The 11,935-nt window shown below is 69.3% G+C and carries 11 protein-coding genes and 2 pseudogenes; 8 read left to right on the forward strand and 5 right to left on the reverse strand.

Going from position 1 to position 11,935, the window contains the following annotated elements:
• Positions 1–116: 116 nt before the first annotated feature.
• Positions 117–334: pseudogene (locus AB0F04_RS32470) on the forward strand (HNH endonuclease); the annotation flags it as partial.
• A 249-nt stretch (positions 335–583) separates the two neighbouring features.
• Here AB0F04_RS32470 and AB0F04_RS32475 read toward each other — a convergent pair.
• From AB0F04_RS32475 to AB0F04_RS32485, 3 genes are all read right to left on the reverse strand, one after another.
• Complete coding sequence (locus AB0F04_RS32475) at positions 584–754, reverse strand: hypothetical protein (RefSeq protein WP_362048185.1); 171 nt, start codon at positions 752–754, stop codon at positions 584–586.
• A gap of 11 nt (positions 755–765) precedes the next feature.
• A complete protein-coding gene (locus AB0F04_RS32480; protein WP_362048188.1) occupies positions 766–1,089 on the reverse strand; it encodes a hypothetical protein in 324 nt (107 codons plus the stop codon).
• Positions 1,090–1,234: 145 nt separating this feature from the next.
• Positions 1,235–1,810, reverse strand: coding sequence for a hypothetical protein (locus AB0F04_RS32485; protein WP_362048191.1), 576 nt, complete (start codon positions 1,808–1,810; stop codon positions 1,235–1,237).
• A 2,253-nt stretch (positions 1,811–4,063) separates the two neighbouring features.
• Here AB0F04_RS32485 and AB0F04_RS32490 point away from each other — a divergent pair.
• From AB0F04_RS32490 to AB0F04_RS32510, 5 genes are all read left to right on the forward strand, one after another.
• Positions 4,064–4,516 (forward strand): MarR family transcriptional regulator, encoded by a 453-nt coding sequence (locus AB0F04_RS32490; protein ID WP_362048194.1) that lies wholly within the window; start codon positions 4,064–4,066, stop codon positions 4,514–4,516.
• The gene (locus AB0F04_RS32495; RefSeq protein WP_361311843.1) at positions 4,516–4,827 is read left to right on the forward strand and encodes a replication initiation protein, RepL2; all 312 of its coding nucleotides are present in this window, start codon (positions 4,516–4,518) and stop codon (positions 4,825–4,827) included. Before AB0F04_RS32490 ends, AB0F04_RS32495 begins: the two co-directional genes overlap by 1 nt.
• 695 nt (positions 4,828–5,522) lie before the next feature.
• Entirely contained in the window at positions 5,523–6,554 is a 1,032-nt protein-coding gene (locus AB0F04_RS32500) for a bifunctional DNA primase/polymerase (protein ID WP_362048405.1), read from the forward strand.
• Entirely contained in the window at positions 6,551–8,065 is a 1,515-nt protein-coding gene (locus AB0F04_RS32505; protein WP_362048197.1) for a phage/plasmid primase, P4 family, read from the forward strand. Before AB0F04_RS32500 ends, AB0F04_RS32505 begins: the two co-directional genes overlap by 4 nt.
• Positions 8,062–8,439, forward strand: coding sequence for a DUF6009 family protein (locus AB0F04_RS32510; protein WP_362048200.1), 378 nt, complete (start codon positions 8,062–8,064; stop codon positions 8,437–8,439). The genes AB0F04_RS32505 and AB0F04_RS32510 overlap by 4 nt, the downstream gene beginning before the upstream one ends.
• A 261-nt stretch (positions 8,440–8,700) precedes the next feature.
• Here AB0F04_RS32510 and AB0F04_RS32515 read toward each other — a convergent pair whose 3' ends face one another.
• On the reverse strand, positions 8,701–9,537 hold the full coding sequence (locus AB0F04_RS32515) for a hypothetical protein (protein ID WP_362048203.1): 837 nt from the start codon (positions 9,535–9,537) through the stop codon (positions 8,701–8,703).
• A gap of 439 nt (positions 9,538–9,976) precedes the next feature.
• Between AB0F04_RS32515 and AB0F04_RS32520 the strand changes: the two genes are divergently transcribed.
• Together AB0F04_RS32520 and AB0F04_RS32525 are read left to right on the forward strand one after the other, a co-directional pair.
• Positions 9,977–10,993, forward strand: a complete 1,017-nt coding sequence (locus AB0F04_RS32520; RefSeq protein ID WP_362048206.1) for an NAD-dependent epimerase/dehydratase family protein — start codon at positions 9,977–9,979, stop codon at positions 10,991–10,993.
• Between the two features lie 71 nt (positions 10,994–11,064).
• Entirely contained in the window at positions 11,065–11,352 is a 288-nt protein-coding gene (locus tag AB0F04_RS32525; RefSeq protein WP_362048209.1) for a hypothetical protein, read from the forward strand.
• A gap of 334 nt (positions 11,353–11,686) precedes the next feature.
• On the opposite strand, the pseudogene AB0F04_RS32530 reads toward AB0F04_RS32525, so the two are convergent.
• Positions 11,687–11,893, reverse strand: a pseudogene (locus AB0F04_RS32530) (leucine zipper domain-containing protein); the annotation flags it as partial.
• Between the last annotated feature and the right edge of the window lie 42 nt (positions 11,894–11,935).

Here is an 11,935-nt window from a genome sequence, read left to right on the forward strand (position 1 = left end):
CGAAGTCCTGACCGCTACCTTGCGGCTGGCGTCTGCGCCAGGACTTCGGGGCCCACCGGAAGCGCCTGGGAGAGGTACTACGACCACATCGTCGTGACTTCAGCGTTCGGTCTCGGCGCCGCGAGCGGTACGCCAACGACCAGGGAGCCGAGGAGTCCCTTGCCGCCGTCACCGCCCGCCCGAACCGCAGTAAGGCTGATCAGGACCCGGTCGGGTGGCTGCCTCCCGCCGCACGAAGCTCCGCTGGGGCCTGACCGCCGGTGAACCCGAGGAAGCCGCTCTGCAGAGTGTGGCCACGGCCTGCCCGGACCGGGCTGGGGCATACGAGCCCTCACCGCAGTCCGGCAGGCCCCGGAAGTCGGCCGGGCTGCCCGGATGGAACGACTCAGCGGCTCCAGGCCACGGGCCCCGCCGCCGCGCCGCTCGATCAGCCCGGACCGGACCACGTCCATCTCGTCGGCCTCCAGGAGGCCTGCCTCCTGGAGGTACCGGGCGGCGTCCTGCACGGAGAACGCGCGGCCGACGGTCGCGCCGTCGATGCGCGCCCGCCGGCCCCCGTCCTCGTCCTCGTCCTGCGGATGGATCACGATCGGTTGCGCGCCGGCCATGATCTCAGGCTGCCGCTGCGTGCACGGCGTGGTGCGCGAGTCGCATGACGGTCGAAGTGTTCCTCGGCTGTGGCGATGGAGAAGGCGTGACGCCGGGCCGCGTCGTTGATGCGGGCGAAGCCGACGGCGGGCAGGAAGTCGGGCACGAGGGCTCCTTCTACAGGTGATCGAAGGGCTCGGCGGCGAAGGTGCCGTCGCCGAGCGGGACGTCGGTCAGCTCGAAGCGCTGCGAGAGGCCGTCCACCCGGTGGACGATGACGGTGCCGGCAGGCCGAGTCGTCTCGTACTGCTCCGGGGCTCCGTCCGGGCCGCTGGTCCGCAGCAGGGTGTAGCGGCGGAGCGTGCGGGATTCGTCCAACGCGGCGCTCGCGGCCGCCCTCCGGGACGACAGGCGGCGCCAGGCGGCGGAGGCGAGTGCGATCACGGCGGCGGCGCCGATGGCGCTGAGCAGGTCGGGCACGGCGTCGAGGAGCAGCAACATGGGTGCCTCACTCCGAGATGTGAACGGAGCGGACGGCGCTGCAGGCGGGGAACACAGGTGACCTCCATCAAGCCGGTACGGCCCGCCGGTTGGCCGGGCCGCGCCGACTGTGCTGGAGCGCGGGGTTAGCCCCGCAAGCTGGTCGTCACCGGTCCTCGTCTTCGTCGAGCGTCACGAGCGGCACGTCATCCGCCGATCCCCAGCCCGGCGCGGGGGCAAGCGCGCTGGGCGCATCGCCCTCCCAGACACCGGCAGTGACGGATTCGGCTTCGTGCTCGGCGCCCCTCTGCGTGGTAGCCATGCGGACGAGGGCCTCCCGGAAGACGGGCACGTTCCCCGCGTCCATCCGGTAGGCGATGTTCTGGCGCCAGCTCGGGTTGTCCGGGTCGGATACCGGGTTGATCGGCGGCGGGGTGCCCTCCGGCCACCAGCCCGCCTTCACGCCGCGCGGGATCGCGCGGGACAGGGCGACGGTCGGCCCGTTGAGCTTGCCGAGCACGGCACGCAGCTGGTCCGCGTCGATGTAGCCGTCGCCGTCCACGATGACCATCTCGGCGAACCGGCGGGCGCCGGCGGGGAGGGAACGGAGGTAGCGTTCGGCGCGGTCAACGGTCCAGCCGGTCTGCACGGTGGCGACCGTCAGCTCCGCGCCCTGCTGCGCGGCGAGCGCGAGCACCTTCTCCGCGAACTCCTCGCTCGCGCCCTCAATGGTGATCTTCACAGGGACCTTCCGACGGATTCTTACCCGGTTCTTCCGGGTCTCCAAAGGCAGTGTCCCCCCTCCGGGCCCCTCTCCGTATAGACCAGAGAGAATCAGGCGTCTCGCCTGTCCATAGTTGAGGCGGCAAGAAGGTGGCCTGAGCGGCGGTGATGCTGCAGCTCAGGCAGGTGCTGACTCTGATGACTCACACCGGTCCCCGGGAAGCCGGGTGGCGGTACGCGAAGTGGACGAGCGCCCCGCAGACGAGGGTGAAGACCAAAACGAGCAGGACGATGGTGGGCATGACCGGGTTGCTCTGGAGCTTGGGCATCGATGCGCGCGGCCGGTGCCCCACGTCAGGGGGCAGCGATCAGATGCGGCGAGAGCGCGAGGTAGCCGGGGGCTGGCCGCGCAGCTTCTGTGCGCGAGAGCCGATGAGGCATTGAGTCGTGCGGCGCCGCTGCTCGGCGGCCAGTCGCTTGAACAGCCAGCCCTCGCGCGGCCGTTGAGGTTGTCCTGCAGCGCATCCCAGGCCACGGGTGGGATGGGCTTCTTCCTCGAGCCGCAGCCCTTCACCTTCACGCGCAGGACGTGGTGGCCCTCACCCCCAACTCGTGTGCGAGGGCGAACAGGATGGACAGCGACGGCACCACGATGCCCGCCGCGGTAGGACTTGATGCGGGGCGGTCCCCGATCGGGAGGTCTGCTGCAGCCCATGCGCTTACTCGTTGCTGCCTCTCTCAGCGCAGGGTGCCCGCTGCGGGGGACCGGAGTCGGTGAAGAGGGGGGCGGCGTTGGTGACAGGGGTGGCGTTGCGCGAGCAGGCGTCTGTCTGCGGCTTGACGACGGGGTGTACGGAGAGGACGGGGAAGGGCGTCCCGAGTTGCTGAGTACGGCTCTCAGACGAGCGGATGTGGCCCCGCAGGACGCTGTGTTCCGGGGAGACACTGCGGAGGATGTCGCCGGGGGCATGAAGCCGGCGTTCGAGTGGTGGCGGTCGCCACGGGCCGAACCTCCGCGAGCGAGCTGCGCGCAGCGGGTGCAGGTCTCGTGCTGGACGGGCTGACGGATACCGACCGAGTGTTCATCGCGATCAGCGCTTGAGTGCGCCGGCCCCTGTTAAGTCTCGTCGGCCACGCGGGGGCGCGCTACGCCTCCCCGCGTGGATCGCCCGATCCGAGGGTCCCGCCGAGCGCGATCGCCGCCCTTCACCAGCCGTCCGTCACCCTCACATCGCCACCCGGCGCCCAGCTCACCGGCGACCTCAAGGGTGACCTGTTCTTCCTGCCGCCGCGTTGGGACGCCGCCAAGTACCTGGCGGACTCCACTGGTGGCGGCAACTCGGACGAGCGGGGCGCAGCCTCGTTTGTCGGGAACATGCCTCGCGCAGAAGTCTCTTGCTGGTACCGGCAGCAGGTCGGGTGCGGGTCACGACCCAGGCCGCAGCAGCCACAGGCCGTCATGAGACTGCGGGCCGACGACGAGTTGCGGGATGTGGCGGGGCGGCGTGGTACCAGGGGCCTTCGCCGGCCCCTGGACCCCGCTGCCCCGCCACATCCCGGCGCGAATCCGTTTCGTCGTGGCACAGGCCCGTACGCGCCGGGAAGTGACGGGTACGAGTGGGCAGGGGTTCCGTGAGACGAGCACCCTCGGTGTGGGTAGTGCTGATGGTGACCGCGGGCCCGAACGGGGCTCGGCCGTGGCGGCGTGAGGTCCGTTCGTTCCCCGCAAGTGGTGGCATTCGACGGTGGTGACGAGCTGAGCACGCCGTCCGGCCGTGCACGAGTGCAGGGGTTGCGTGGGCCTTCCGGTGAACGGCGCGGCTCCTGTCGAAGTAAGAGAGCGCGCTTGCCAAACAGCATCTGACCTGCGCAAACACCTCGAACGACCAAGACCGTAGGAACTGGCAGGCAGTTCCTACGACAGCAGAGGGCGATCAGAGGATCTGGGTGAACAGATCCTGCGGTCTTGGCACCCGGTTCCGTGAACCGCACACCACGATCTGACAGACCGGGACCACGATCCTGGGGACTGGCACCACGGCTGAAGGATCTGGGTACCACGATCCTGTGGTCGTGGCAGATTGACGTGACGTACATGAGTGGGCAGCGGCGCGGTCGCATCCGGCAGAGGTGAACCATGAGCGATTCAGCAGGCGACACGGTCGGCAGGCAGGGTTGATTGACTTCCTGCTCATGTACGTTAAGTTCATCTGGTCGGCCTCGAAGCCGCCTCTCATGAACCGTCAGACAACCCCCGTTTACGGAGGGCCCGTTGGGAGCAGTACGAAGGCTGGTCGATGCCGAGACGGGCGAGGCGGTGCCCTATGCCCCGTACGCCTTCTCCGGCAGGCACACACAGGTCGACAAGGCGCGCGTCGAGGCGATCACCGAATCCAAGGCGTTCACGCCCAGTCAGAAGTTCCTCGTCCTGTGGTGGATCGGAGTCTCACCCGAGGGCATGGAACCGTTGCGGGCCACCGGGGCCGACATCGGCAAGCGGGTGGGGATGTCCACCGACGCTGTCGGAAAAATCAACAGGAAGCTGGCCAAGCACCGCATCCTGATCGTCCGCGGACGCATCGGCAACTACAACTTCTACCGGATCAGCCCGTACATCGCCTTTCACGGAACCGGACTCGAGCAGCGTGAAGCGGTGAAGACGTGCAACCCGCCGGACATCCCCGGATTCGACGAGAACGTGCCTGCACGGTGGGAGGCTCAGTGATCAGTAGCGACGACAAGCAGAAGAACCTTCAGCTGCTTGAGAAGACAGCAGGCATGACCGCCAACCAGCGTCTTGTCGTCATGCTCTACGCCCTGCATCCGACCGACCGGTCCGGAGCCGTACTCGAGACCGCGGCCAACCTGGCGAAACTCGTCGGCATGGCCGCGCCCGTCTTCTCCCGCACGCGCAAGCAGGTCATCGAGGCCGGCTGGCTCGAGGAGACCGAGAGGCTCGGCCACATCAGGTACTACCGGCTCGCCCCCAAGCGCATGGGTGAGAACGTCGTCGTCCACCTCCGCCGCGCGACCTGACGTCCCACAGAACGCTCCTCATTGACGTGAAGTACATGAGGAGCGTTCTGCAGGACCGTTCCCCTTGACCTCCGGGCAACGGGAACGGTCCTGCAGAACGAACGCCGAGCCGGCAGGGGATGCGTCCGCATCTCCGGTCTCGCTCGAGAGTCGCTCGAGTCGCCGTCCGGAGATCCGGGCAGGGGGGCACCTCGTCGTGCAGCCCGCGGCAGCGACTGAGGACCAGCGACGGAACGCACGGCCGGTCGCTGTCGGATTTCGTGGAAAACCCCAGGTCAGAGCAGTTGCCACGACCAGGCAGCGACTGAAGCGACCCGAGGTGCGGGTATATGCGGTGAGTGGGTTGTCCTTCGTGTGCGCGCGTGGGAGTCATATATAGGAGCTTGAGTCGCTTCAGTCGCTGCCTGGTCCTGCTGGAGGTCTGTGACCTGCGGTTTCGCTCAGCGATTGAAGAAGTCACCCGGACAACCCCAGTCGCTGCGCCGCTCTCTGAGTCGCTCGCCACCCCGAGAGCGCGTTGTGTCTCAGTTTCCTCAGGTGTTTCCTTCTGCCATCGGCGTTTCGCTACTCTGTTCCAGTCGTTCAGTCGCTTGAGTCGCTCATGGGGGATGCGCATGGCTTCTGAGCTGCCGTTTTTACGGAGCGACTCACGGGGATCGGGTGGCGAGCGGACGGGCAACTCGCGTTCACTGGCGATTGCCCGATGGTGTGCGGGCCGGGGCTGGCCGGTGCATCCCCTTGCTCCGGGCCGTAAGACGCCGGCGGGCAACTGTGCGTCCTGCCGGGAATCCGGCCACACCTCCATGGGCTGCGGCTGTCCCGCCGCGGGCCGCTGGTGCCATGGATTCCGTGCCGCCACGCTGGACGGGACCAGGATCGAGCAGTGGTGGGGTGCCCACCCCGGACTGGGCGTGGGAGTCGCCTGCGGCCCCGCAGGGCTGGTGATCATCGATATCGACGCCCACGAGAGGTGCCTGCCCGAGCGGGACCGTTTGCTGCCCGGCATCGGGATCCCGGACGATGTCGATCTGACCGGACTCGCCAACGGGTTCCACACCCTCGGTGTGCTGGCCGCCCTGCGGGGCGTCACCAGCCCGGCCGACGACGACACGACGCTGCGCGTACGCACGCCGTCCGGTGGCCTCCACGTCTGGTACCGGGCCCCTCTCGGGCAGCAGTGGCAGAGTTCCGCCGGGTCGGGCCGCGGCCGCGCGCTGGCCTGGCAGACCGACGTACGAGCATGCGGTGGCTACATCGTCGCCCCGGGCACTCGGACAGAGGCGGGAACGTACGAGCCCGTGGGGGCCGTGCGTGAGCCCGCTCCCTTGCCCGGCTGGCTCGCCCGCGAGTTGGAGCGCACCGGCCACCTGCCGCCCGCGCGCGTGCCCGCCCCCCGGACGGTGCCGCCCCGCGCCCGGCAGGCGGTCATCGCGGCGGGAGGCGGCCGTGGAGCCGCCGGGCGGGCTCTGGCCGGGCTGCTCACCGAAGTGGCCGACTGCGCGGCCGTACCCGAAGGAGCGGCGTTCTCCGAGAAGTTGAACCGCGCCGCCTACACCGCCGGAGGCCTCGTGGCCGCAGGGCACCTGTCGGCCGACGAGGCGGAACGAGCCCTGGCGGAGGCGGCCGACCACGCCCGCCCCGGCCAGGAGCGGCGCTACCGGGCCATCATCCGCAGCGGCCTGAGCGCCGGCCGGCTCCGTCCCCTGTCGTTGGGAGGGCGAACATGACCTCCGGACATGACGGGACCCTCTTCGACGCCCGAACGGTCGCCATGCGGATCCTCGCTCAGCCCGCCCCGGCCCCCCGGCAGAGCGGCACAAGTGTCCCCACCGCCGCTGCGGGCGGCGGCGAGGCGACCGCCGACGGGCTGCTGCCCGACACGCTCAGCGACCGCGGCAACGCGAAGCTGTTCGTCAAGCTGTACTCGCAGGACTACCGTCATGTGCCCGGCCTCGGCTGGTTCCGCTGGGACACCACGCGCTGGCAGGCCGACGAGGACGACACGGTCATGTGGGCCGCCGGTGACCTGGCGGAGTCCCTCGCGAGCAACGATCCGCGCGGGGTGTTCACGGCGGCGGCGCTGCAGCGGCACCGCAGCCGTGCGCTGAGTACCAGCGGCATGAACGCGATGCTCACCCAGGCCAGGTCCGCTCCGGGCATGGTGCTCAACGCCTCCCGGCTGGACGCCGATCCGTACGCGCTGTGCACGCCGGCCGGCATCGTGGACCTGCGGACCGGGGCGATCCGTACGCCGGATCCGAACCGGGACTTCCACTCCCGTTCCACGACCGCGGCACCGCAGCCGATGCCCACCCCGCGCTGGGACCGGTTCCTCGCCGACACCTTCGGTGACGGCCACGAGGGCGCCCAAATGATCGACTTCCTGCATCTGCTGCTGGGCTACTCCATCACCGGGGACGTCGGCGGGCAGGTCATGCCGTTCCTGTTCGGCTCCGGCAAGAACGGCAAGTCGGTGCTCCTGGACGTGCTGATGAAGCTGCTGGGGGACTACGCCGACGCCGCGCCGCCGGGGTTCTTGATGGCCCGGCCCTACGAGGGGCATCCGACCGATCTGGCCGAACTGCACGGCCGGCGCGTGATCGTGTGCAGCGAGGTGAAGCCGGGGGACCGTTTCGACGAGGCACGGGTGAAGCTGCTGACGGGCGGCGACCGGATCAAGGCCCGGCGTATGCGGCAGGACTTCTTCAGCTTCGAGCCCACACACAAGCTGTGGCTGCTGGGCAACCACCGGCCGGAGGTCGGGACGGGCGGGTTCGCGTTCTGGCGCCGGATGCGGCTGATCCCGTTCGAGCGGGTGGTGCCCGACAACCGCAAGATCGACAACCTGGCCGACATCCTCGTCACCGAGGAGGGCCCTGGCATCCTCAACTGGCTGATCCTGGGCGCCCGTCGGTACCTGAGCGGCGAGAGGGACCTCACCGGGCCGGAACGCGTCCGGATCGCCACCAACGCCTACGCGGAGACCGAGGACCACACCGGGCGATTCCTCGGTGAGTCCTGCCGGATGGAGGGCGGTCTCAGGGCGGAACAAGCGAGGCTCTACGCGGCCTACAGGGACTGGTGCCAGAATGAGGGTTCCCCGGCCGTCTCGTCGCGTGCCTTCGCCGCACGGGTCCGAGAAGTGGTGGGACTGGCCTCTCCCAAGGAGATGATCCTGTCCAACCAGCGCAAGTACTACCCGGGCATCGGACTGGTCGCCGACGAGGAGACAGCATGAGCGCCCTCATCGAAGAGTGCGAGATCGAGAACGAGGTCGACCTCGTCTGGCTCGAGGACATCGGCGATCTCGACTACGTGCGCCAGAGCCTGGACCGGCTGCCGACGCGGCGCGGCAGGCCCGCGTACCACCGTGACGGGCGCATGGTCGGGTACGCGCTGCTGGGGCCCGGCGCGAAGCCGTCGCGTTCCTCGGGTACGTTCCGGCGCCGGGTGTTCTGGCTGCTGCCGCACGACCGCGACACCGACCCTGAGGGTCTGTATGCGAGGGGCGCGCCGGCCGAGGCGGTGGACCCGCGCACGCTCTCGCCGGGGAGCAAGGGCCACAAGACCGAGCGGTCGGAGGGAGGGCCGGTGTCGTGGCCGGTTGCGTAGTGCCAGGGCATGTCGCCAGTTGAGTGCCTGTTTCGTCTCCCCGGATTCGAGTAGCTCCGGGGCCTGGGCCCCGCCGGGTGTCCGATGGCGCCGGGCCGGCCGGGGAGAGGGTGTGCGGGGCTGCGGCTGCGGTGAACGGCTGGGGCCGGACGCACGGCCCAGTGCCGTGTACTGCTCGCCGACATGTCGTTCCACATCAGGCACCCCGAGAAGCCGATGGCTCCTGGTCTTCGAGGGGAGGACCAGGGACCGGATGCCGCCTCACGGGCGAGGAAGCGTGTCCAGGAACCGGTGGAGGGAGGACGTCATGCTCTCCACGAAGGAATCACGGGTCTGTTCAGGGACCAGGTCCAAAGACAGGTACGGGTTGAGGTCCTCCAGCTCGACGAGGAGCAGTTCGCCGTCCTGGGTGCGGCAGGCGTCCACACGCTGGATGCCGTGGTCGATCGTGTTCCAGTCGATGAAGCGCCGGGCGAAGGCGAGGTCGGCGTCGGTGGGCTCGTAGGGTTCGAGGACCCAACGCCGCTCGGGGTCGGGGGCGTTGAGGGCGTACTGGAAAGTGTCGTCGACGAAGTAGAAGGACACCTCGTACCGGAAATCGATGCGCGGTTGGACGAGGATGTCGCCGTAGGCGAGCTCGCCCAGTTGCCCGCCGGGGACGAAGGTCAGGCCGATGGAGTCCGCGCCCGCCTTCGGCTTGACCGCGTACTGTCCCACCTCGGGCAGCAGGTGCAGGTCTTCGGGCCTGTCGATGGTGGGGATGACCGGGTACCCGGCGGCCGTCAGGTCCAGCAGGTACTGCTTGCCCGCCATGTCGCCCCGGCCCGACAGCGGGTTGTAGACCGGGGTCCCGCGGGTCGTCGCCTGTTCCCGGAAGGCGTCGTACTCCTTCTGATAGTGCAGTACGGGTCCGCTGTTACGGACCACGACTCCGTCGAAGCCGTCCATCAGCGCGGCGGCATCCAGCGGGTGGCACAGGGCGATGTCGAAGGCGTCCCGCAGTCGGGAGGTCAGGAAGATGTCCTCGTCGCAGTAGCGCCGCCCCCGGGCTTGGTAGGCGAGGTCGGTCACGAACAGAACTGTGCGGCGGTCGGGCATCGCGGATCTCCTCGGGTCGTGCAGGGAATCTACAGCCGTGCGAGCGTGCGACCGCGCTCGCCGTGGCACTGCACGGCCTCCGCATGCGCGCGGTCCTTCGGCCCGACGCCACGACCCCGTGACATCGATCCCGTCAGCATTGACCACGCACCGTACCGAGGCCCTCATGTGAGGCCGCGCTGTCAGATGGCCGCGCCGTACAGGTGGAGTCCGCGGAGGTAGCTGACCGGGTCCTGCTGTGACGGGTGGCCGTGCCGGTCGGCCGCCCGGCACGGGCTTCTCGGGGACCACCGCCCGGATCCCGCGACTGCGATCGGCGACGGACGGGGTACGGAGCCGGCATTGAAAAGAACCATCCGCCCGGTATATTTTACTGTCGGCGCAGGGGACCACATGTCACGTCGGCGGCACGAGTGCCGGTGCTCCAGGGAGAAGAGGCATGAGCGTGCTGAAGAGCGGAACGGAACCGGCCACCGGCGCGCCGACCTCGGTGCGGCGCGGTGCGGGCACGGTCCTGGTGGCGGGCGGCAACGGCTTCGTCGGAAGTGCGGTGGTCGAGGAACTGCTGACACGGGAGGCTGCTGAGGGTGCGCCCGCCATACGCGTCCTGTCGCGTCGGCCGCCCCGCTCGTCCCACCGGCACCGCGTGAGCCATGTGCCTGCCGACCTCGCGCAGCCCGGTGCACTGCGCGGACTGTGCGCGGGGGTGGTGACCGTCGTCCACACGGCCACGTACGTGGGGCGGGATGCCGCTCTCTGCGAGACGGTCAACCACCATGGCACCCTTGCCCTCTTGGAGGAGGCCCACCGGGCCGGCGTCGAGCACTTCGTCTACGTCAGTACGGCCTCGGTCTACGGCGCCGGTCCGCATCGCGGAGCGGACGAGAACACCCTGACCCCGAACCCGGCGTCCCCCGCGAGCAGTTCACGGCTCAAGGCCGAACAGGCCGTTCTCGACTCCGGGGGGACCGTGCTGCGCCCGCATCTGGTTCATGGTGTCGGCGACGTGTGGTTCATCCCCACGATCGTCCGTCTGCTCACCCTGGTGGCGGCCTGGCCATCCGGTGCGACGTCACACAGTTCCATGATCGCGGTCCGGGACCTGGCGCGCTGCGTGGCGAGTCTGGTGACCGCTCCCGAGGCCACGGACCGGGCACGGGTGTACCACGCGGCCCATCCCCGGCCGGTGTCCATGGAGCAGGTGCTGCTCACCCTTCACCGTCGGCTCGGCCTTCCCCTCCCCCGCAGGGACATGTCCCTTCCGGAGCACCGGGCCAGGCTGGCCCGCGCCGCGTCCCAACTGTCCGATCACCAGTACACCCTGCTCACTCAGGACCACTGGTACGACAGCGACGCCTTGTGGGCCCGCACCGGCGTGGCCCCGGGGCTGGGCTTCGAGGAACGTTTCGCCGAGGCCACGCACTGGTACACGGCCCACCTCGCGAGGCGCGACTAGGGCGCGTATCGAGTTGTGATCACACTGCCTGCTTCGCCCCGCCTGTGCGGCTCGCGTGAGAGCATCCGTCCATGAGCAGCGACCTGGAAGTGAGTGCTCTGGCGATCAACGTCATGATCCCGCAGGCGCTCCGCTGGACGGACACTCGACGTGGTGAAGAGTTCCAGCTGACCACACTCACCATCCGGCTTCTCCCGGACGGTCACCTCGCCGCGAAAGCCTACGGCCGACCAGTCGGCGGTGGTCGGGGCGCATATGTCTCGTTCCCGGTCCCCGACGAACCAGAACTGGCGGCCCTGGTTGTCGACGCGGCCAGACGCGCCGGGACGTTGTGGGCCGCCCACCGCGGTCTCGGCTGAGCCGGGTTCGGTGCCTGGTCGACCGTGCACAACCGCTTCCGGCAGGGGCGGGACGCCGGAAGCGGTGAAGCGGGGCGAGGTGGACCTGTCCCTGGTCAGCATCGACTCCACCATCGTGCGGGCGCAGCACGATGCCGCCGGGACGCACCTGGGCGGGGACGTCATCACCGCACTGGAGAAGGCTGCTGCCGAGGAGGCACGCACATTCAAGGCCCGGCGGGGCATCGCCGCCCGATACGAGCAAGACCTCCGACAGCTACCTCGCCGGCCTCCACCTACGAGCCCCGATGATCTGGATCAAAGACCTCACCCGGACCACCAGTTGCTCACGACTCGGTCCGATGTGTGCCGGGCCCGGCTTGCGGTCCTGCCGCAGCCGGCAGACGCGGGCTTCGGTGGTGGCGGCGGTCCGGTGCGGTGTCCTGTGGGGACGGCTGGAACGGTCGATGAGTCCGCTCTCGCCCTCGGACCGCCAGCGCCGGATCCACTTATGCAGCCGCCTGCCGTGAAGGGTCAGTCGGGCAGCCTTACGGTGGGACACGAAGGCCTCCGTGCGGTGAAGATTCGACACCTCCACCACACA

It is taken from the genome of Streptomyces sp. NPDC029041 (assembly GCF_040637515.1).
In the GTDB taxonomy this organism is placed as follows: domain Bacteria; phylum Actinomycetota; class Actinomycetes; order Streptomycetales; family Streptomycetaceae; genus Streptomyces.